17 protein-coding genes and 1 pseudogene are annotated in these 23,423 nt (G+C 38.3%); 6 read left to right on the top strand and 12 right to left on the bottom strand.

What is annotated here, in order from left to right:
• Positions 1–608 precede the first annotated feature (608 nt).
• Positions 609–815, top strand: coding sequence for a tyrosine-type recombinase/integrase (locus tag HNR77_RS12480; protein ID WP_397366680.1), 207 nt, complete (start codon positions 609–611; stop codon positions 813–815).
• 636 nt (positions 816–1,451) lie between these two features.
• Here HNR77_RS12480 and HNR77_RS30850 read toward each other — a convergent pair.
• Positions 1,452–1,703: pseudogene (locus HNR77_RS30850) on the bottom strand (fibronectin type III domain-containing protein); the annotation flags it as partial.
• 873 nt (positions 1,704–2,576) lie between these two features.
• Here HNR77_RS30850 and HNR77_RS12470 point away from each other — a divergent pair.
• The 4 genes from HNR77_RS12470 (at position 2,577) to HNR77_RS12455 (ending at position 6,181) form a co-directional block, all read left to right on the top strand.
• Complete coding sequence (locus HNR77_RS12470) at positions 2,577–3,209, top strand: TetR/AcrR family transcriptional regulator (protein ID WP_184184469.1); 633 nt, start codon at positions 2,577–2,579, stop codon at positions 3,207–3,209.
• 33 nt (positions 3,210–3,242) lie between these two features.
• On the top strand, positions 3,243–4,139 hold the full coding sequence (locus HNR77_RS12465) for an alpha/beta hydrolase (protein WP_184184466.1): 897 nt from the start codon (positions 3,243–3,245) through the stop codon (positions 4,137–4,139).
• Between the two features lie 107 nt (positions 4,140–4,246).
• On the top strand, positions 4,247–4,918 hold the full coding sequence (locus HNR77_RS12460) for an SOS response-associated peptidase (protein WP_184184463.1): 672 nt from the start codon (positions 4,247–4,249) through the stop codon (positions 4,916–4,918).
• A 144-nt stretch (positions 4,919–5,062) separates the two neighbouring features.
• Entirely contained in the window at positions 5,063–6,181 is a 1,119-nt protein-coding gene (locus tag HNR77_RS12455; protein WP_184184460.1) for a fibronectin type III domain-containing protein, read from the top strand.
• Positions 6,182–6,504: 323 nt separating this feature from the next.
• Here HNR77_RS12455 and HNR77_RS12450 read toward each other — a convergent pair whose 3' ends face one another.
• Positions 6,505–7,161: a stalk domain-containing protein gene (locus tag HNR77_RS12450; RefSeq protein ID WP_184184457.1), complete on the bottom strand. Its 657-nt coding sequence runs from the start codon at positions 7,159–7,161 to the stop codon at positions 6,505–6,507.
• A gap of 117 nt (positions 7,162–7,278) precedes the next feature.
• Here HNR77_RS12450 and HNR77_RS12445 point away from each other — a divergent pair, with 117 nt between their 5' ends.
• Positions 7,279–7,485, top strand: a complete 207-nt coding sequence (locus HNR77_RS12445; protein ID WP_184184454.1) for a hypothetical protein — start codon at positions 7,279–7,281, stop codon at positions 7,483–7,485.
• 685 nt (positions 7,486–8,170) lie between these two features.
• Here the strand turns inward: HNR77_RS12445 and HNR77_RS12440 are convergent.
• From HNR77_RS12440 to HNR77_RS12395, 10 genes are all read right to left on the bottom strand, one after another.
• Positions 8,171–8,329 (bottom strand): aspartyl-phosphate phosphatase Spo0E family protein, encoded by a 159-nt coding sequence (locus HNR77_RS12440; RefSeq protein WP_184184451.1) that lies wholly within the window; start codon positions 8,327–8,329, stop codon positions 8,171–8,173.
• A 125-nt stretch (positions 8,330–8,454) separates the two neighbouring features.
• Complete coding sequence (locus HNR77_RS12435) at positions 8,455–8,607, bottom strand: hypothetical protein (RefSeq protein WP_184184448.1); 153 nt, start codon at positions 8,605–8,607, stop codon at positions 8,455–8,457.
• Positions 8,604–9,977, bottom strand: a complete 1,374-nt coding sequence (locus HNR77_RS12430; protein ID WP_184184446.1) for an XRE family transcriptional regulator — start codon at positions 9,975–9,977, stop codon at positions 8,604–8,606. The genes HNR77_RS12435 and HNR77_RS12430 overlap by 4 nt, the downstream gene beginning before the upstream one ends.
• 242 nt (positions 9,978–10,219) lie before the next feature.
• Positions 10,220–11,521 carry a competence protein CoiA family protein gene (locus tag HNR77_RS12425; protein ID WP_184184443.1) on the bottom strand — a complete coding sequence of 434 codons (1,302 nt, stop codon included), beginning with the start codon at positions 11,519–11,521 and terminating at the stop codon, positions 10,220–10,222.
• Positions 11,522–11,575: 54 nt separating this feature from the next.
• A complete protein-coding gene (locus tag HNR77_RS12420; protein ID WP_184184440.1) occupies positions 11,576–12,076 on the bottom strand; it encodes a hypothetical protein in 501 nt (166 codons plus the stop codon).
• A 340-nt stretch (positions 12,077–12,416) separates the two neighbouring features.
• Positions 12,417–13,373: a DUF4238 domain-containing protein gene (locus HNR77_RS12415; RefSeq protein ID WP_184184437.1), complete on the bottom strand. Its 957-nt coding sequence runs from the start codon at positions 13,371–13,373 to the stop codon at positions 12,417–12,419.
• Between the two features lie 363 nt (positions 13,374–13,736).
• The gene (locus HNR77_RS12410) at positions 13,737–14,222 is read right to left on the bottom strand and encodes a hypothetical protein (protein WP_184184434.1); all 486 of its coding nucleotides are present in this window, start codon (positions 14,220–14,222) and stop codon (positions 13,737–13,739) included.
• A 308-nt stretch (positions 14,223–14,530) separates the two neighbouring features.
• Complete coding sequence (locus HNR77_RS12405; RefSeq protein ID WP_184184431.1) at positions 14,531–14,851, bottom strand: hypothetical protein; 321 nt, start codon at positions 14,849–14,851, stop codon at positions 14,531–14,533.
• A 14-nt stretch (positions 14,852–14,865) separates the two neighbouring features.
• Positions 14,866–21,627 carry a polymorphic toxin-type HINT domain-containing protein gene (locus HNR77_RS12400; RefSeq protein WP_184184428.1) on the bottom strand — a complete coding sequence of 2,254 codons (6,762 nt, stop codon included), beginning with the start codon at positions 21,625–21,627 and terminating at the stop codon, positions 14,866–14,868.
• A gap of 48 nt (positions 21,628–21,675) precedes the next feature.
• On the bottom strand, positions 21,676–23,211 hold the full coding sequence (locus tag HNR77_RS12395; RefSeq protein ID WP_184184425.1) for a fibronectin type III domain-containing protein: 1,536 nt from the start codon (positions 23,209–23,211) through the stop codon (positions 21,676–21,678).
• Positions 23,212–23,423 lie beyond the last annotated feature (212 nt).

Here is a 23,423-nt window from a genome sequence, read left to right as displayed (position 1 = left end):
ATCACTATCCTGCCCGTTAGCTTAATGAATTAACGGGCTAAAACGATTAAGTATACTCCTATTTGTGAATAGGAACATGTTCCTGTCAAATATGGTATAGGTACAGGTTTTTGTCCCAGATATCAGCACAAAGTAAGATAGTTCATATGTTTCTCCTCCCTTGACCCAGAGTCACATTCAGCATTCACCGTATCCCCCTAGTGTTGAAGCTGGCCTCTTGATCATAATCCATCCTTTATCGTGTTAGCAGCTCAAAAGAGACTTACTTCTCAAACGTGGATATACATCTAATCGGAAATGGGAACATGTTCTTGTGAATTCCAGCAATCGGTACAGCTCCTTTCCTTGGATGGGACAAGAACTTGGTTCCTTAAAAAAAAGCCGCTATAATAGCGGTTGAACGCATTGTTTACCACCGATAGTGACAACCCAAGCAGTTCCATTACATATAAATACACTAAAGATTACTATCTATTAAAAATGTAGAATGTTACATATTCGGTTGATATGTGTTAGCAAATGTTAATTGCCAGATAAAAGTGGTCGGATATCAATTTCAAAGAAAAGACGATCCATGTTGATGAAACACTCGTTTTTCAAGCTATGCCGTGATCATGCTTGAAGCTGGGGCGGACATCAAATTTGTACAAGAGCAGCTCGGGCATGGCAGTGTGCAAATTACATCCGATGTGTATGCTCATATTTCTAAAAAGCTAGAAAAGCGGAACATTGATAAATATGAAGAGTACACTTCCCGTATTTTTGGATCAGAAAATCAAAAACCGGGGGACGTTTGGGGGACGCAACCTCAATAGAAGTGCAATTCCCTCAAAACGTCCCCCGGTTCATCTCTTCAAAACCCCGTAGTTACAAGGTTTTTTCGATTAATACAACGTGATATATTGATCGCGTTCCCATTGATGGACTTGTGTTCTATTTATGTTCCTTGCTTTCAAATGGTATCATTTACTGCACTAAACCCGCATAAAATCAGCTTTTTACTTGTTCATTTTTCAAAGGATTTCTTATTTTATTTTAGTTTTGTGGGCATTTTGTGGGCGCTTTTGTGGGCGCCCTTTCTCCTTACTATTATAATGAAGAAACTCAATAACAATATTCTTCAATACATATCAAAATTATAGAATTGAGCAGTTTTACCTAATCCTTATATAACATATCATAATTGAAATTTCGAAATGTATCACTAGTTATTCACAGCTTAAACCTCAGAGAATGATATCCAACTTTCTTCCTCTTGTTTGATTAGAGTTTGACTTGCCAGCTTTGCCTGTCAATTGATGCGACTACTCCCTTTAAAAGTTTCAAATACCATCAGAGTGTAACAAAGCAACATTCTTGGGAGCTTGAAAGATTACTTTCTCAATGAGTTGTACCTTATGTTCAATACAAAGAAAAAGCCCCATCAATACAAACTGATGGAGCATCCCTCATTAGTACTCACTTACTTCAAACGTCAGAATCCGATCAAATAGAATGTAGTCCTTACGGTTCTTGAAAGGTCCTTTGTTATTTTCATGCTTATCAATTGCATAAGATGCCTTTCCGCTTCCAGCTTGTTTTGTTTCATACCAGTCAATAAAACTGTTAACTTCTTGCATGCTCAAGTCAAATTCTTTCTCAAGACAAGTAGTCATTGTAACAACGAGGATTGCACGATTGCTAGAAGGTTGTTCAGGTTCTGTTGGTTTCTCTGGCTCCGTTGGCTCATCAGTTCCAGGTTGTTCTATGCTTGGAACTTCTGTTGTTAATTCACCGATAACATCAATGCTATATAATCTATAGTCATTTCCTAAAGTATTTGTTGACGGCTCAACAGTCCAAATTTTTACTTCATGTACTCCCATTTTTAAGTTTGTTTTCTCATATATTAAAATATTGTAGTTATAATCTTTTATTGATTGATTATACGGACTAAAGTATTCAACGTTTCCGTCAATGCTGATTGCTACTTTCTTCGAGTATGAATAATTCACAGAAACAAGAAGACGAAGATCAGTCCCTTTAAAGTTAAAATTCAAATCTCCTGGACTACCGGTTTTTGCACCTGAATAAGCTATCTTTGCTTTTTCATCTGTCATAGATCCCAGAGATTTCCGTAATTAAAAAGTTTGTTGTTTGCTGAATATCTTATCCAACCCTCTTTAGGAGATTTTAGTTGTTCACCTAATACAACACATGCGTAATCGATTGAGAAAAACCTATGTACAGTAAAAAAGAAAATGTAAAAATTAAACCTAACCTAAGAAATTTATTCATAATATCGTTCCCCCTACAAACTTTTTATAAATTCAAAGATAAATTAAGTTGATAAAACTGTCTAAACATTAACTTGCTGATCTATAAATATCATCTAATTAGATGTATTCGACAATGATGAAGTAGTGAAGGGTCTTTGTACAGAAAACCCCTTATTTTGAAGGTATGAATTCAACTTGAATGTGCTTCCCTTAGGGTCTATATCAAGTTGATAAATGATTTAACAGACACAGTGTTTATTAATAATGGACACTGTGTTAGATAAATGATATCATATGTTCTGTCAGGAGGTAGTTGCAATGTTTGAACGTGCAAGAACGAAAGAACAAATAACTAAGCGAAGCGAGGAAATTATCAATGCTTGCGATACTTTATTTTCACAAGGAGGATATGACGCCGTACATTTCAAGGCTATATCCGAACTAACTACATTTACCCGCTCCACCATTTATAAATATTATCAGACGAAGGATGAAGTGTTGCTGGATCTGCTACAGCGTGAAATGTTGCTCTGGCAGGATGAATTTGTGGCATTAACGAAGACAAGCAGTCCTCTGCCCAAAGAGCAGTATTGTAAGTGCATGGTAAATAGCATGGTATTCCACGATAAAATGCTTCGTCTGGCATCCTTGCTATGGCTTTTTCTCGAAAAAAATAGCCGTGTTGAAAAAATAGCCGCATTTAAGAAGATTATGTACCAAATCTATGCAGCCCTGGCAGAGAGTCTTGATTACCATTTTCCTGATGCGTCTCGAGAGGAAAAAGCGCCGTTGCCGAATGCCATATTTGCCTACGTTCTAGGACTGCATCCGATGACTTATTTAACCGAAAAGCAGATTGCGGCAGTCGAGATGGCAGGCCAGGCCTATACGCCTCCAGAGTTCCAGACGCTGTGTTATCAAGGAGTGTATTTACTGCTTGGCAATTTGTAGTCCTATAGATACAACATACTGGAGTGAACAATTATGAGTTATGAGTACATAAGAAAAAATATTGTATTTCAATCTGAAGGAACAAATTGTGCAGCATGGTTATATGTTCCTGATACTCCTACACCTCCCCCTGTCATTGTCATGGCGCATGGACTGGGTGGCGTTAGAGAGATGAGACTGGATGCTTATGCGGAGCACTTTGTGCGTGAAGGGTATGCTTGCTTCCTGTTTGATTACCGTCATTTCGGCGCAAGCGAAGGCAACCACAGACAGAAAATCAATGTAAAGCTGCAGCTTCAGGACTGGGAATCCGCCATTGATTGGGTTAAAAAGAGTGAATGGGTCGATGGAAAACGGATCATCCTGCTGGGCTCCTCCTTCAGTGGCGGTCACGTTATGACGATGTCAGCAAGACACCCGGAAGTGAGCGCTGCTATTGCACAATGCCCGTTTACGGATGGTAAGGCATCAAGAAATACTGTGCCGATAACCTCATTGCTGAAGCTAAGCGGACTTGTGGTCCTTGATTTGCTTTCTTGTCTGACGGGATATCATCCGGTTAAAGTGAAGCTTGCAGGCAAGCCAGGCGAAGCGGCTCTTATGGCCGTACCGGACTATCAGGAATACTTGGCCCTGGTGCCTGAAAAAGCGAGCTTCCATCCGAAAGTTCCTGCCCGAACAATATTGGAGTTTTTTAAATATTCACCTGGCAAGTACACAGCAGAAATTCAATGTTCCATTTACTTCGGGGTTTGTGATCTCGATACAGTAGCACCTGCCAAAGAAACGCTGAAGCATGCTGCTTTGGCACCAAAAGGAACTATTAAGCGTTATCCCTGTGGTCATTTTGATATTTATAGGGGGAAGCACTTCGAGGTCGCGATTCAAGACTATATTGCTTTTTTAAAGCAGGAAGTCCCTGTTCACTAATTGCATTTTTATTTTATATTGGATGCGCTTCTCCACAAATTACCCGTTTCTATTCTTAAAAATCTGAGTAAAATTACATAGTATAGAGTCTCAAAGGAGGCGTTAATATGTGCGGAAGATTTTCAATTACAGACCCTTTGGATGAGATTATGGAACGGTATATGGCTTCCATTGCTGATGGATTCGAATACAGACCAAACTACAACGCAGCTCCTATGCAGTACATTCCGACAATCATCGGTAGTAAGAGCGGAAACAGATTGGGTGCACTGCGATGGGGCCTCGTACCTTCTTGGGCAAAGGATGATAGGATTGGTAACAAGATGATCAATGCTCGGGCTGAGACATTGGCTGAGAAACCAGCCTTCAAACGCCTGATCAGTTCCAAACGTTGCATCATACCGACAAACGGATTTTATGAATGGAAGAAAGAAAAGTCGGGAAAACGCCCAATGCGAATCTTGATGAAGGATGACCGCTTATTCTCGCTTGCTGGCTTGTACGATACCTGGACAGATCCGGACGGAAACAAATTGAGTACGTGCACAATCATTACAACGGAACCAAATAGTCTTATGGAGGATATTCATAATCGTATGCCGGTCATCTTGCGATCTGAGGATGAGGCTGAGTGGCTTGGAAGAGACAATGATGATGTTCAGTCACTACTTGGTCTACTTAAGCCATATCAAGCTTCAGTGATGCGAGCATATGAGGTATCGAAGGAAGTCGGTAATGTGCGGAATAACAATGAAGGATTGCTAAAAGATATAGGATAGAAAGCATAAGCTTTATCGACTCAAGAAAGTCGGTAGAGCTTTTTTATTTCATCTAACAATCACTTGAATATATAGGTTTATTTGTTTAGACATTACATTTCGTGCGCTTTATGATACATATTATTCTATGAAAAGGGGATTAACATGAAAAAATATCTATACTTTCTTTTAATGTTTTTGATGATAGGAGTTCTGTCTTTAAAATTCAATGTGAGCATATCACATGCTGAAGAAACATTTTCCGAGAATCTTATCCCTATAATGACCTCTGCCACTTCTCCGTCAGGTAAAGCAACCTCAAGCGAACAATGGCAAGGTACGAATGATTGGAAAGCATTTGATGGAGTTGAGCAGTACTCTACCTCTCCAGGTATCTACACTGCTTGGGGTACTACTAAAACAACGGGCTGGTTAGCTTATGAATTTCCTAACCCAAAGAAAGTCGCTAAGTACGTAATCGGTTATGGGGGCTTTGTGGGTACATCAGAGTTCGGATCGCAGCCTAAGGATTGGACATTTGAAGGATCAGACGATGGTTTAGAATGGCATATTTTAGATACTCAAAAAAACGTGACATCATGGATCAAAAATACTTCTAAAACTTATATAATTGAAAATAATAAAGCATATAAATTTTATAGAATTAACGTAACTGCAAATAACGGTTCCTCGTCCCAGGTAGTTAATCTTACTATACACGAACTAAAAATGATGGAAAGAACAGCTTCTATACCTAATGAGTCCATTAATCTTATTGCCTCTGCTGGCGATTCAAAAGTCGTTCTTAATTGGAACTACTCCAACGACTCAAATAATGAGTCATATACAATCTCCAGAGCAGATAGTAATGGTGGACCTTATACTGTTATATCTTCAAACACAAAAGGTTCTAGTTTTACAGACAACAATGTGATAAATGGTAAAACATACTATTATATTGTCTCTCAAACCGGAACGAATCTAGTTTCTAACGAGGCTAACGCTACACCACAAAAAGTAATTACACCCGATCCAGAACCCAGCGGCAACCGTGCTATTTTGAACGTAATAATGACAACGGGTCTGGAAAAAGAATATGATCTTCCAATGACCGATATTAATGCATTCCTCAACTGGTACGATGCTCGTGATATAGGAACTGGCCCAGCTAAATTTGCCATCAATAAGTATAACAATAACAAAGGCCCCTTTAGCAAGCGTACAGAGTACGTGATCTTCGATAAGATTTTAACCTTTGAGGTAAGTGAATACACAGCTAATTAAAGTGAAGAGCAGTGAGGTTATCCCTCCTGCTCTATTTTAGTACCCTTATTCAAACGTAATACGGAAGTATCTTTCCTTCGGTCTATCTTATCGATACCTGACTATACTCTCCTACTCGTCCTCCATACTCACTGATATGTTCACGATCACCATCCGATTGAATATCCTAAACGGTTAATGCTGCTGTAAGGCATTCCATATCAGTTTCCAATAACTTGTATGCACAATCCATTCGATCACCATATATAGTTCAACAAATCAAGTGGCAATTCGTCCAACAAAAAAGAAAGAACCCTGACAGGTCCAGGATTCTTCAGTAATACTTATTTATAGTGTGATGTAGGAAGAACTACAAGAGCAGTACCTTTACTATAATTTTCAGCTTCCATTGTTAATCTAATGCCTTTTCCAGTTATATTTGTAACATTAACTTCTACCTGCTCGATTTTCCCCTCTTCCAAAAAGAGAGTTTGAACTTGGTTACCTGTTTCTAAATCTTTTAAAATGATTTTCCCAGAACCATCAAACAGTTTAAGATCAAGAATCATTGTTTGATACTTACCATCTGGAAAATACTCAATAAAACCTAAATTATTTATCAATGATACTTCTTTGTTCTTACCTTCGGTATATTTAGCATCCCTTGTTAATGCAGCATAATTCCCAGTATGATATATCATTTTTTCCTTATCCAATGGTGTTTTCGTAAGCTTTTCTCCAAAACTCATTTTTCCCGATTTCGAATCTACAGTGATATTAGTCTTTGTTGCTTCTTTTGCTAGACTAACTGGTATGTAAGTCTGTCCATTGATTACTACTGGTTGCGTTTTTGATTGAGGTATCCAATTGCTACCATTCAAAACGTATTTGAAATTACTCACTGTTGCTTGAACTGTTTTACTTTTTGTTGCTGCATATGCTCCTGTTCCACCAACCATCAAGAATGCCATTAATAGTAATCCCGCTTTTTTAAATCTCATTTTTTTCCTCCTCAGAACTATTTTAGTTTCATACTACAACATTATCTCAAAACTTCCCTATATAGTAAATAAGTAATATAATCAGGTAGATAAATAGTTCTTAAGATGGAGGTTGAAATGATTAAAGACTTGCTTATTGCAGAGAAAAAGGGATACTCAGTTTGTTTGGTTTTTGAGGATAATTCAAAGTACATAGGGAAAATTGAAATGTCCGCTGATAAAGAAAGAGTTAAAATAAAGCACCAAAAAGCCACAGAGTGGATTCCATTACATGATATCGTTAGTTGCTCTACCGTTATAAACAGTTCTTTTAAAAAAAACTAAGTATGTCACAAGGCGTATCTTATTCCGAAACGCCTTTTTCATTTTCCATCTACATCTATACTTCCCTCTAAGCCCAAACTTTCTCCATTTTCAACATAGTCATTGGAGTTTCCAGATCGGCAAGAGGAGCGACTTAGTTTTCTCCTAAATTGCTTCATCCCGCTTGCCCAAACGCAGTAATACAAACTACTTTCTAGCAACAAATACTCCAATCAAAATATAAACACTTAATAATTCTACATAGAACATTCTATCCACTTTACAAACTTAATGTTCTATTTCTAATATATACTTTTTTGAAGGCAAGATTAAGTTAATCTTTAAAGGGAGTGGTAGTTCAAACTCTTTTATGATTGCTCTTACATAGCACTCTGCACTTCGCTTCTGTATGTCCCACGGAAAATAAATAGTGTGATTCTTCATTTACTGTCCTCCATGATGCCAGGCTTAGTATTTGAATTTCTTTACTAGTCACGAGAGTGGTAATTTACTGTGAAAAAAGTCTTAACTTAATTAAATACTTCAAATGAATCAAAGCATTTATGCTCAATTTATGGAAATGAAAGTTGTAAGCAAATTAAATTCTATGTAACTAGCCCTAAGCTAATAGTATATTCAAAAGATATACATCCAGATACATGAGTAGTAATTCATGAACCTTTCCATTGTTTTATATCCCAATTCACTAAGTAGACTTAGTCTTATTGTGTTGATTTATTAATTCATCTAGCAGTTCAGATTGTTTGATAACCCGAGGATGTTCAAAACCGTAGATGCTAACTAACTTGTTTAAGACATCCCTCTCTTGTTCTATTTTTTCTTTAATTGTAGGATTAGTTGACATCGCCAATCACCTCTATAACTAATCCTATCTCTTTCTATTCAAATTTAAGACTGGTGAATTTATACAAAAAAGACAATTTAAAAAAACCTCCATCCCAGGAGGTTTTGGACATTATTATTCTGTTTTTACCAACCGCCAGCACCGTGTGAGCTCGTTTTTATTATGGAAATATCTTTTTTTGGAATAACTTCGTTGTTATCAGCTGATACCTGATTAAGTGGAGCAATTACCAAAATCGCTAAAGTCACAGCCAAAGAAATGATCTTCATCTTCTTCATATAACTAATTCTACCTCCTTTAAAATTGCTTTATACTTATCAAGTTGATCCTCTGTCGCTAAATGCCTCAATTTCTCAAATAAGCAGAAGCATCTGACCAGATAAGTATCATTATTTAGTTTAGCAGATATTGCCAAACTATCTAACACAAAGATTATACCAATACTAGGGCGCAGAGATCTAATATAATATTCAGCTAAATCAGCTAAGAAAATTACAAATCTGTCGTTAATTACTTGCGAGGTGTACGTTCCTACCCCTTTTTGGGAGATTACCTGATTATGAATCATTTCATGATAACGCTCTAAAATGTGGTCGATATTACAGGAATATTTCAACGCTGCTCTAACAATTTTGAATAGGCCTAAAAGTATTTCGTTATCATTGCTAGCCAGAGAATCAACATACTTATCAATAAGATCGATATCCCCTGTCATTATTCTATAAAGCATTCTATTAGCAGTGGCCCAGACTAAAAATTGTTTCTTAGTATGTTCAGCAGCAGCATCAGTTTCAACGATCCAACTGTGATCCTCATATTTTTCTAAATGATAAAAAGCTTGATTAAAATTTTGAGCCTCTTCAGCAACTGTACCTAATATCAAATGTGAGTACAAAATATATCCAAACAGCATTTTCTTGGGAGCAATTAATTTCACCTTATTGCCTGTTCTTTGATGTTTTAAATCGTATTGTATTCTAGCTATTCGTCCCATTTCAGTGCTTAGTTGTTTTGCCTTTTCCCACTTCTGCAAAGAAACATACAAGTTAACAAGATCTTTCAATGCATCTAACTGTTCAAATTCACTTAGCCTTTTGACAAAAGGCTCAAATACCAGAGCAAGCTCATAATTGTGTTGCTGATCATCCCCAAGTGATAATTTAAAGATTCTATACTGGCACACGGCCAATCTTTCGGCGTGTTGGTAACGTTCTCCTTCTGAGACTTTTTTATAGATAAGAAGTGATGCTGCTGTATTGCCTTCATCATACAAAGATTCAGCAAAATCAAATAGCGAAGAAATATAGTAAGACTTCTCCAACATAAGATCAACAATTTTTTCAATACAGGTTAGCTTATTTAACTGTGAGCATCTAATTAGAAACGGCCGTAACCTTCTCCAATCTGTTGATGGATCAATCAGCAGCTCATCTACATATAAATCATAAAAAGTGCCCTCTTCAAGTCCCATTGTGTATGTCATTCTATCAAGAGCTTTGATCGGAATGAGCTGAGAACCATTTATAAAGCGACTCAGAGTTCCAGAATTTATACCCGATATTTCAGCAAAATGATAAACAAGCATTTGATTTTCTTCTATGTAATTTAACAACTCTTCCCGAATTGATTTTTGAGTTATCACTTCCAAGGATGATTTCACCTCCACTGATAAAAATCCATTTTTTATGTCTTTATTATCTATATAGGTAATCATATGGATTATTCTACCATTGGTCAATGCTTTTTATGCGAAAATACTTAATCAATTGAATTTCGCAGAATTTTTCATTAACTTTTAACAACAAAAAAGGGTGCCTGGCTAACCTGGCCCCTTTAAAATCATCATCCAGTATATTTTGATACGATTTCTTCAATAAATCTGTATAAAGTTTATAATTCTTCAATCTCAACTAAATGAATCCTTACTTTTGGATCATCTATTCTACCTAGTGCAGAAGTTGCCATTGCTTGTATATCCCGAAGTTCCCATCCTTTAAAAACAACCAGTTCTCGGTTATGTCTCAGATAATATTCTAGCTTTATAACATCCTCCTCTGTGATGTAACCTCTCTTTAATTTATTTATAAGATAAGATACTGTACCATCATCCCAGTGAACCACTTCCAGATCTTCTTTAATCTTTCTCACTGTTTTCTGTTTAGCAACTCTCGTTTGGGGTGAGAGTGAAGCAGACTTCTGAATAATATTTGGTACATAGGTTTCTTTGTATTCTTGCATCATAATATGGAGGGCATTAGCAAAATCAGATCTAAAAAGTGCCATATGACGTTCTTCTAAATCATCATTTGCTAACCGTAGTTGATCTTCTATTACAAGGGCTTCCGATAGCTGAATATTGTATCCTGTTGATATAGCAAATGCTCTATAAGGTGAGTTTAACTCATCTAAGATCATTCGATAAACAGAGAATGTTATCTCATCTTGATTAGAATTTACATAGTAAAGGCTGCGTACATCATTTGTTAGTTCTGTTCTTCCGTGGTAATTAAACACTTCATGTAAAGGATATGTATCGTTAATTGACAGTTCATGAACCAAATTCTCCCACTTACAATCCCAAGGAGTTTTACTTGTAAGTAAAATTTCAGATTCCCAGAGAAACAATACACGATATGTTAAATCAACACTTAATTCTCTGTCCTCAACAAACCAGATAACATCTAGTTCTTTTTCTTTAAAGTATTTTTGTCTTTTTCGAATTAACTTTACAAGATTTTCGTCACCCTTCTGATGTACATTTGTAAGTATAGATATTCCAAACTCTTGAGATCCTTTTTTAACTACAATATCGGGTACAATTTTCCAATTTTCTTTTAATTTTGCTTGGAAACCATGTTCGACTTTAAGATCAGGTTTGTATTTCCCTTGTGTACTTAGATCATCATAAATCACGTCTCTAATAACTGAATGGTTGGACGATTCTCTATTGATCTGTTTTTCATATTGCTCATAGGCTTGAGACATTAAACATGACTTGCCTCTTATATGAGCAAAATGAGGTTCATTCATACTACCAGCACGCAAAGTCAGAAATTCTTCACAGAAGGGACAGGTGTATGCTCGCTTTTGCCCCCTCTTTTTAATTTGATCAATAGCTATTTCTCTACTTGTGAATTTAGGAAACTCCTCAGTAAGAGAAATTCGTTTCTGTTCATACATAGCAATCTGCAATGCATTTCCTCCTTTCAATGGAATTATATTAATTTATGGGTAGGATGCTCGTCATTATCTAAATCTCACTACACACCTAAGAACCGGATACGACCGTTTATCATCCATTCCTATCGTAACTATATGTGAGTTAAGCAGGTATACAAATTTTTGGAGCTTATTTGCAGGTTTAATTTCGATATCAAACTTAAATGATTCCGCTAATTCTTTCAGTCTTGTCTCTTCATAATGATTCGTTAAGAAGAGAACAGGTTTATTCAATTCTTTGGCTACTCTCCTTAGCCTTGAGACTTTTTTAGCAAAGTTCCCCCAATTTTGGGTCCTCGTTAGATGGAATTCAATCACACCAAAAAGCCTATTGTAAACGATTCCTCTACCATACCTTCTTTCCGAGAATACCATGACAACTGTCGGGTAAACAGCGTTGATCAGCAGTAGAAGAAAACATACTACTGCCAAGCTTATCGCATTTCCTGTTGCTGCAACCAAAAATACTATTGGCGCAAATATCAACAAAGCAATAATTTGAAATTCTGTTAGTTGAACCTTCATCATTTGTTCCATCCCCCGATCATAAGCATTAGCAAAAGTAATCCCAACTATCTGAACTAACTCATAATCTGCAAAATTGGAAGAATTTCATTCAAACCGTGTACAATATTGGCAGCTCTTTGTGCTAGTTCATCTTCTTCCAACCTGGTATCCGAATTAACTCTGACATTTCTGTTTATGTAATCTTCTGCACCATCCTTTCGAGAACAAATTGATGATGACCGTGTATAAGAACCAGTGATTTACGCTTTGCTCTTTTACAAGATCGTTCATTGATAATACTGCAATTTACTATCCCTCCTCTAAACACGACCTGGGTTCAGTTCTACTTAAGACAAGATAATTAACCTAAAACACAAAATGATCCACTGTTATGTGTGTAACTACGAGGATAACTATTGAAAAATGATTTTATTTTTTTCTCATTGCTCTTTTTGTGATATATCACTTTTCTTGAAGAAAAACGACATTGGTATTCATTATAAATCCTTATGTCATTTACACTGATAGTGTAAATCGATTTTTCAGGTTTAGAAGGGATATTTTTATCTTTCAATACTAGTAGATGCTTTGGTGTCAGGGGCAAAGCCATCTCTCTGTAAGATTCCTGCTTGTTCTCAGAAAGATGAACAAAATTTACAACAGGATTATCTGAAATCAAGAATTCGTCGGTTACATAACTAATTCTAACAGCAGCATACTTCGCTTGTTTTTCTTCTCCAATGATAGCTAAGCTCCAATCGAAATTATCCAGTAAATGCTTACCCACTCTTTCAAGCGTCCCTGTACTCAGTTGCATTAATAATTTTACATTGTCGTCTACATCGTCAAATGATCTTCCTAAATTCTGATCTATTGATGACACAAATTTCGCTCCTAACTCCCTATAAGCAGGAGTTCTAATGCTTTGAAGTGCAATGAAAATTGACAACCCTACTTTTTCTTCTTCAGTGAATACTTCATCGAACTGCTTTTGGATTATATCAGGCGTATTTAACTTCTGATTAACTACCTCAAACACCTTTGATATTCCTCCCTCCAGCCCAGCAAAATAATTTTCAAGAAATTCTTTTTTTATAAAACTTGCAGTAGGAGAACCTAGTATCTCTGCTTCCTTTTTAGCTTCTAGAATGAGCTCATCATCCAAATTGTAGAAATATTTTTCAACTGCAACACCTTCTGGTTTAACATTGCAAATCGTTTTAGATTGAACTTTATCAAAATACATTAATTTACTCTTTGAATCTGCAAATAATTTAAGGTAAGATCTCGGAACGTAATGTTGTCTTTTAGTGGTCATATATTTTCCTGCTTTCCAAAAATAGAAATACAAACAATGCCATGCCTTTTAATAGCTCTACTTATAAAAATAAGATTATTATTTTTCAGTATTTTTCATTACAAACTTCTGTAAACTGTGAATTTACTACATTATACGACGAATTTTTTATACTTACTACATTATATTCCAAATTCAATCATGTTTTTAGTAGGTTATGCAAATGCCCCTGCAATCCTCTTGGTGAATATCATCAGATGCCTTCTAATCCCCATTCCGGAAAATGCAATACACTTTTCACTGTGGAATATGTTTCAGCAGTTTTTGGACTGATAAAAGAGTCGTGCATTTTCATGTGGCGACTCTCTTCGCAAACTCCTTCAATTATGACATAGGCAACTCCGTATGTAACGGAAACTGCTCCATATCCGCTATCATTAAACTAATTCTTTTTTCGATGAACGCTCTGCTTGTCGCACCTTTCTGACAAAGCTGACCATACGCTGTATCCACGGAATATAGATCAATCAAAAACGATTGTGTCCATGCTCCAAAATGATCCTCAGACCAGTCATGTTGAATTGCATAGTCGACTACTTGAAATAGGCTTCCTACGTGAACCTTTTTCAAAACCTTGCGTTTGGCTTGATCCCAATTACGAAAAGCTGCATCCATAAAATCTACCTTCTGCTCGATCAACTTCGTCACCGGGGTTGGAACCTCTTCCAAGTTCGAAATGAACTTGTTTAAACTTGACCCACTGAAATCTATGTCCTGGTTAGAGGCTGAAGCAATGAACTGCCAGATCAGTTGCTCATCTACATACCGATTGCGATCTGCTTTTTTAGAAGCAAACTTCTCAAAAAACAAGTGCTGCGCAAGTTCCTGAACCGTTTTCCTAACAGCAGGACTTACCTTGACCTGGTTTTCTCTGTAGATGTCAAGGGAACGGACTGATCCACACGATAGAACATCTCTTCCACTTCTCCAAATGTACATTCACTAAACTCGGTCACCGTGAAGTTATACGTAAGGTATTCAAATTGTGTATCAGATGATAACTGTGATTAATTGTACGAAACAACTTATATATTTGAATTCTACCTTAGTGTGTATTTATACACTAAAAAACCTTGAGGATTGTAGCCTCAAGGTTAAAGTTTGATAATAATGCTTTGCTATTCGATAGTAAAATAGTCATCATCAATTTTTCCGTCCAACGTAAATAACAATCGATATAACCCTATTCTTGTTCCATTATAGATTATTGGAACATAAGATATTACATGATTATGATTACATTCAGGGTAATCCCCTAGCATCAATGCTATTTGAGTTATTTTAACATCAAGCTTATCTTCACTAAAATTCTTAAAAAAATGGTTGAACTCATCAGAATCTTCTCGTTGATAGTTGTCTAAGTTTAACCAAAATCCTTCTAATGTTCTCTTTTCAACCTCTTGTTCGACTATCCACTTTTTAAGCTCATCGATAGGCATTTAATCCCCCTTGTCTAATGTTTACCTTTGTCAAATAAATCAAATACTACTTGACCTGATTTTTTGTCAAAATTACCATATAAACGCCAATCGCCATATTGACCTTTAATCTTAACTTCATATTTAAAATATTTATTACCAACTTTCACACCATCCCCAGCGAGCAATTTCACCCCATTAGCACCTTGAGCAGAGACCAAGCCTTTTTTCATAGCATTACTAAATTTATTTGCTGCATCTTTTCCAAACCGATCTACAATCGCCCCATAGGTATCACGTTTTATCCAACCTTCAAAGCAATTCGTATTGTGCACCCAAATTCCTAAATTGGTTACATAATACGTATGGAACTCCTCAACCGTGAAGTTATATACTGTTACTGGCTTATCGAGCTTAATAAACTCTACTTCATCAATCGTTAAATTAGTTCCATCAGCCTTTTGAAGTTTGTCGCCAAGGTGAAGTTCATCAGCATAAACCCAACCTCTACCTTCTACCCAAAACGGGTGATTGTTCGTTGTCTCAATGATTTGTTTTCCTACATGCAACTTAATAATATCATCACGTTGGTTACGATATAAAGCTGTAACTTCTTTGTAAGCCAAATTTCCTTCAGAATCATATTCCGACTTTGCAAGAACCTGATCCCCAACTTCAACGTCCTCGATATTTTTCTCTCCTTCGGCAGTTAATACCTTGGTTCCTGCAACAAAGCAGTTACAAGAATTGAACTTTCCGCTAAGAACATTGGAGGCGGCCCCTTTTACTGATCCTACAAAAAATAGCGCTGCTAGATTCCCCATATCAACTTGTCCGTAAGTTCGAGCTTCATTATCTGCTCCATATACTGCCAATTTAGCCATATTACGATACAAATCTCGAGTATTTGCATCAAAAATTAAACCTGCTTTTTTCTGCTCAATATGAATGGTTAATGTACCAATATCGTAGGCGAATTGATCCACATTATTGTACGAACCATTCTGAAGTTTGTTGTAAATGAAGTTCCGTAACTTCGTTTCGACCGGATCACCGTCACACGTCGTTGCTCCTTCGCATTGTTTGTTCCCGGTCGGATCGACATAGCGTAACGGATTATTGAGCACATACGTATACAAATTTTGGGTCAGCGGATCATCGAGTTCGCCGTTATACGCATCCTCATTCAGAAACCGACCTTCAGCAGGATTATACCAACGAGCTCTCAAATATTGCAGTTCAGTCGTGTCGTCCCATAACTCACCCGCATATCGGAACGGGTTGTGTACTTTCTCTTCTTTGGACTGTATATTTCCCCAAATGTCGTACACGTAGCGGTTGAGAACCTCTCCGTTTACATCACGAAGCTCTGTCACATCCCCATGTCCGTTCACTTGCACATATGCCTTACTGCCATCCGCATACTGGATTGCTTCCAGTTTCTCTCCCCGGATATAGCTGGCTTTCAGCGTTGGGGTACCATTGCTTACTTCAGCTTCCGCAATAATTTGTGCACGATCATCGTAGTAGTAACGTGTAGTTTTGCCATGTTCCAATCGTTCAACTAACAGATTATCGCCATTATACGTATAACCAACCTGCTTGTCGCCTTTTTGCACATTCGTCAAGCGATTTCTTAGATCATACGTATAGGAAGTATCTGAGATGTTAGATTCCGCTTCGGATGCCAGAGTCAAGCGGTTGCCCTGTTTGTCGTATTGATAAGCCTCGTTATTCACACTTGAGGTCAATACCCGATCCAAGTTGTCGTACGTAAATGTATCCTTGGAATCAACCTGATTGAGTGACACTATGTTTTTATTATTATCATAAAGATAGCCATAGTTTTGCAGTGTCACTTCATTTCTCTTTTGTGACAGTTCGATCAAATCAAGACCATTATATTGTTTAGCATAACGCACGCCATTCTGTAATGCCGCTTCTTTGCTTAATCCATTCAAGTAGTAGCTGTACTGCGCATCTAGACGATCTGGCGTTGTACCTACAGATGTTAGACGGTTCATCGTGTCATATGCATAGTAGACTGTTATCCCAAACGGGTTGGTCATCGACGCCCGATTCCCGTTCAAATCATACGTAAAGGCTGTAGCCATGCCATCCGGATAGCTAATTTGAGTGAGCTGTTCGGTTGCCGGATCGTACTGGTAGGTCGTTGTTCCGGTCTGATCCACCATGCTTGTACGTTTGCCTACAAGATCCACGGTATATCGAATCGTTTCTTCCGAGCTACTTTTGCTCACCAGATTACCACGAGCATCATAAGCGTACGTAAAGGTATTTCCATTACGATCTACAAATTGGCTAAGGCTGCTGTCTGGGTTGTAGAGACTCCGTGTAGACTGCCCTAACTTGTCTGTGGTTTGAATCCGGCGTCCCATTTCATCATAGCGATGTTTTTTAACTTGACCAGCGGCATCCGTGGTTTGGATGAGATTCCCTACACGATCATACGTGTATGTCGTTTGTTCCGCGTTAGGGCTGGTTACCTTGGTGAGCCTAGAGAGAATATCATACGTATAGCGCTTCGTATTCCCATTACCATCCGTTTGCTCTAGCAAGTTACCGCTAATGACATCATAGCTATTTTTCTCTATCGTACGCCATGAGTTCTCTTGTTGAGTTTTCTCTTGCACCTGCAAGAGGTTGCCCCACATATCCGAGGTTTGAGTACGAGCGTATCCTTCGGCATCGGTTGTCGTTGCACTCCGTGCTGCATCATTATACTGTGCGTTAATGGCAACACCATCGGCTCCGGTACTAGAAATAATACGGTTCCAACTATCATACTGTACTCGAGTCCGATTACCTAACGCATCATCAGACCATATGGTACGTCCGTAAGGGTCGTATCCTGTACGGCTATTGACCACGTAGTTTCCTCCAGAATAATACCCAGACTCGATTTGTTGGCCGAGTGCATTCCATTGGGTTACGCGTTGCTGCCCGGTTTCATCGGTAACCGTGATTTTATTGCCGATGTCATCGTAATTGGCACGTAACACACTCCCATCTGTTTGAACGACTTCAATGGTTCGACCCAGAGCATCTTGCTGATAACGAGTGGTCCGACCTTCCGCATCGGTTGAACTAATTAATTGTCCCGTTGCCGGGCTATATTGAGCTCCTGTTGATATGTTACTTAACTTACCGTCGACGTCTGTCACAGCAATACTTGTTCGAGTTGGATATGCTTGCTGGTACCTACTATCATACTCCACGGTAGTTACTTGATCCTGTGTATCATTTGCAATGCGTTGGGTCAGAACGTTGCCATAGGTATCATAGGTATAATTCGATTGGTGCAAGAGCTCACCACTATTACTTCCCTGCCGACTGACAATGCCGGTAATATCCCCTTGCTCATTACGCGTGAGCGTTGTAACTTTTTTATTGCTCTGATCTACCATTTCAGTAACACCAGTTAGCCATTGATGTGTACCGTCATACGTACTGGTTACGGTTTTTCCAGTTGAATCCGTCATCGACGTTACGTTGCCGTAATCGTCATATTGTACAGTAGTGGTCAAAGAATCGTTTGTTTTATTATCTTTAACAGTAGTTACTGTAGGTACAGTGACCGGAAAGGATCGGTTTTTTACGGTTTTGCCATACGTATATGTTGACGTTTCCACACGCCCTTCAGCGCTGACGACAGTTCGGTCTCTATAAAATGCGATCGATGTATCATTATTCACAAATACTTTACGATACGTTGACTGACTTTCAGTCAAACCGTTACTGATTATCGAGCTAAACGTAGCATTTTGACCATAGCTTGCCCCTAGATCAGATGTATAACTTAAAGTTTGTCGATTGTAGTCCTCAACTTTCCCATTTTCATACACGACTTGGTCTTTGCGAGTCAGTACACGGTACGCTTCATTTAAAGAGTCTGGACCAATATAACGACGCACTGGTGCATTTTCGTATTCATATACCGTTTTGGCTCCAGTGGTATGTTGTACCCCGGTTAATAATGCGTAGGGGTTAAGAACGGCACGCTCTGGGCTAAATCCAAGCAAATTAAATTTGGCATCGGCGAGTTTATAAGCATAAGTCGTCTTGCGTCCAAGTGGATCAATTACAGAATCAAGTAATTCTACACCGTTTTTTATTTGTTTGTTATAGGTGACTGTACGCTCACCTTGTGTGATCGTCACAGTAGATGGCGTGTATGAAATTTTAATCGTGTTGCCAAGTGCATCTTTCACAGAGGTTAACAGCTTACTTTGATAGGATGAATTAAATTCGTATAAGAATTCAATATCATTATTTCGAGAATCCGATAACTTTAACAAACGTCCATCTGAAGTAAAATACTGTTTACTCAATCCATCCGTTGAAACAATGACTTGCGCAGATACATCGCTCCCTACCGAAACTGTAGTATCCGGTCTAATAGTGATTCCTTCCCAATCATAACCTTTAAGCGTATTACCTACAATTTCGTAGCGTCCACCATCTGTCATGACCACATACGATTTGTTATTTTCAGTTTCGATGTACGGGAGTTTCCAAGACCACCCTTTGCCGAGAGGTGCCCGTTTATCTACAGCAGCAGGAACTGTTTTGTTAAAGTATGTTACATCAAAGTTGCTACCGATTTGATAAGCTCGAATTTCCGCTGATGGATTAGAGGCCAAGTAATAATTATAACTTCTGTCCTCCATTGAAGCAGAGATATCCATTCCGGGATTACTATTCACATTACTTTTTAAATTATTTACCTCAGACCAGTCAGGTGTGCCATCCGTGTAAAGGGTGATCGATTCAGCCGGACCTTCCGTAATTTCCTGCTCTACCCAAGGCTGCTCTCGCACGGAATAAGCATAACGATACTGATATGGAGCCTTACCTGCAACCCAAGAATCATAACGCTGTTGAGAATATTGCCCAGGCTTAACGACACTTCCGATATAAGATTGGGAATATACTCGGGTGTCTGATTCTGGAATGGATACGGACCCGTTATAACGTGCTTCCCATGTTTTGGTACATACATAGTTCGCTACCGATTTATCTGGTGATGGACAAGCTTTCGTAGCCGTCACCGAGGAACGGGTAAGCGTAATCGTTTTGCCCTCAACGGTCGCTGTTTTCGTATCTGGACATGGGCTACCTGAACCTGTCTGAGTCCAAACACCTTTGGAGTCATATTTTCCTGGAATGGAGTTCGTGCACGTCTGTGTTGGAGCAGTAATTGTACGCGCTGGTTGATATTGGCCAGAAATGACTTGAGCACTACCTGATTTATTTAATGTTCCGCTAAATCCACCACTGTTATAGCTTATACTCGAAGGTAGACTACTCAGACTTCCACTACGGGTTTGTTGTTCTGTGCGGCTTTCCGATGGATTCCAAAATGCAATTTGTGTACTTGCCGCTTTCCGAGCATCTGCTTCGGTCGAATACGTACCTTGCAGGATAGTCGGTGTTTCCACCACGATCGTGTCATTATCTTTTATACCGTCGCCATTGTAATCTTCTTGAACCCACTTGTTAAGTTTGTATTTGACATGATATTTGGTAATAATTTTTTTCTTCACTGCCTGATAGGTGAGAAAGTAATTGTAGACCGGATACTCATATGTATTCGTTCCCACGGCCGGATCATAAAACTGAGCTGAATTCGAGTTATATTGCCTTTCCAATGAAAAGGACATTCCCGCAAGTCCAGGCAAAGACGCATCGACATGCTCTAACATAAGACCACCACTCATAGTCGAAATGGTTTCTCCGTTTTCACCTACGCTATAAGGAGCCTCGTTAAACGACTTTTTACTATATACTGGTGCTTTTTCTGCAATATGTTTCCCTGGATCTGGGATACTTGTTTCTCCTGCAAGTGGTTTTACTTCTGATTTTGATTTTTGCTTCGATGGTGATGATGAATCGGATTGCTTTTCATTCGTAATTGAAGCGTCATTGTTCTCCTTAATCTGTCCCTTTTCAGCCACAGATTTGGATGCTTTTTCCGAGATATTCTTCGGTTCTGACTTCGATTCCATCGACGTAGGAGATACACTTTCTGCACTTCCTTGTGATGAGGGTGTTTCCTTGGACTCAACAGCCGGCTTTCCTTCAAGAGTAGAAGTATTTTCGCTTGAAGGTACTGTCGGTTCTTGACCTACATCCTGATTCGTTTGAGGGGCGTTTTCATCATCAATTGTAGTTTCTGTCGGTGGTGCTGATTCTTCAGGCTCTTTTTCACCTTCTGCTTGATCATCTGGATCAACCTGTTCTTTCTCCTCGCCCTCAGCTTTTTTGTCTTCCTCTTCTTTCGGTTCGTTTTCTTTCTCAAGGTCGGTATCTGGCGGGGTAGTCAGTTCCTCTTCCACTGCGAACGTTTCATACCGCTGCATAATGCTGGATTGATCGGCTTCCACACCCGTAATTGGAGTTTCTTTAGCTACAGCGGAATCCGTATAAACATCACTCGTGACCGTAGCGGATTCATTAACTTCCTGCGGGCGTACTGCCTGCAAGGCTTCATCAAATCCAATCTTTTCGTCTCTAGCTTTATAAAGAGCTGAAATCACTTCATTCAACGTATAGCCCTGATCGAGGTAACCTTGTATAAAGCCTTCTGACCTGTCAAACTGATCTGCAATAAGAGAAACGGACTCCAGGGGAGAAGGATTTTGGCCTGTAGAAACATCTTGTTCATTTTGCTCTTCTGCATATGTAGTAGCCGGTATCCAGTTTCCGAAAAGACTTAGCACTACTGAAAAGATAAGAATAATATTCACAAACTTCTTCATTTTAGAATGTTTCAACTAAGTTTCGCTCCGTTCAATAAGTAGTAGCTGCAATGTGCTTATAGTCTATGGATTGACTACTGTTGTCTTTTTCAAATTCCCATTTTTATCGTATTCATAAGTTATTTTCTTACCCGATTCATACAAGATACTCATGAGTTGACCTGAAGAATTATAGACGTAAGTATATTTTTCAATCCCTTTCTTTTTTACCGTGTTACTTGCTTCTGATTCTTGACCTGAGATGGATTTTGCTTTGATATAAAAATTGTATTCTTTCGTTACATCGAGATTATTAATAATATAGCTTTTATCTTTAGTATCTCCGATTAACACGTTATTCTGATAGATGTTGTATCCATCTTCAGGTTCATTTTGCGACTTGGCTTGATCCCATGACAGTTGAACAGAAGAAGAGTTTACTACTTTAAGTTTCAGATTCACGGGCTTGTCGATGGGAGCAGTCACTTTGGGTTCATCATCAATAGTTATTAACTGAGGTGTAGTCAATATTCTTTTCGTATCAAAATCCGACTCTGATCTTACTGCCTGTCCCCATATATAAATTTGAGAAGATTTACTGACTGCACCACTGATGAATTCACTTCCAGCTGCTATAGAGTCCACCTCGGATAAATCAGGTACTTGAATAGGAAGCAGGCGATCCACCGTAGTTCCGTCACCTAGTTGTCCGTGCGTATTGTTGCCCCATGCCCAAACGGTTCCATCTTGTTTCAGAGCAAGAACATGAGATCGTCCTAAGGCAAGTTGTTTAACTTTACCCAAGGATTCATTAATTGCTGGAAACTTTCTATATTCTCTCGTTCCATTTCCTAGTTGTCCATCGTAATTACCGCCCCACATCCATACATCGTTGTTTACGTCAATCGCCGCAACGGTATTAGTATTAGTATTTGAGTAGATATGCTTAATCTTTGCTGGAATTTCAATCCGGACAGGAACTAAACTTTGGGTAGTATTTCCATTACCTTGATAAACATTATTCCCCCCCCACCCCCATAACGTACCGTCTTCTTGAATTGCAAATGTAGATTGTAGTACAATAGCTATTTCAGTGATTTTCTCTAAATTCGGCACTAATGTAGGTACATCACGTCGCTTACGATCTCCCTGTCCTAATTGTCCAGAATCATTCTGTCCCCACGTCCAAACGGTTCCCTCCCTAGTCAGAACTGCATAAAAGTTAAGTCCCTCGACTATCTTTTTCACGTTCTCTAATGAAGAAAAAACAGAAGCTGAATTCCCAATGGATATTGGTTTTTGCCAGCTTACCACCTTACCATTCTTGGTAATGCCATAATTGCTGAATGGTCCTGCATAAATACCAGCTATGTCTGATGAGGTAGAAATAGCCTTTAAGTCGATTACTTTACTAGATTCACTACCCATTTGACCGTTATTCGCTCCTGCTGACCATATTGTTCCATCCCTCCCCAAGACGGAGAAATGTAACCATCCTATTGATATCTGATTAACTGGCTTTTCGTCTTTGTTTTCCTCTGCTTGAACGGTACTTATAACACTCATTGCCAAAATCAAACTTAGAGAAATAAATAATTTAACTGCCACTTTAATTTTCATTATTTAGAATCTTCACCCTTACTATAATAATGTCATTTACTTTCCATGATACGAAACCTTTATTTCACGGCCATAAGATTTCCCCCTTTTTTTTGAATAGTTGCTACATAGCTTTATCATTATCGTTTATTGATCTCCAATAATAAATAGGTGTATTTTGTAACTTTTCATCTTATTTTGTCGAAAAAAATCCATTTTGTTCACTAATTTAT

It is taken from the genome of Paenibacillus sp. JGP012, from assembly GCF_014203995.1.
Classification (GTDB): domain Bacteria; phylum Bacillota; class Bacilli; order Paenibacillales; family Paenibacillaceae; genus Paenibacillus; species Paenibacillus silvae.
This window is presented reverse-complemented; position numbering and strand designations above follow the sequence as displayed.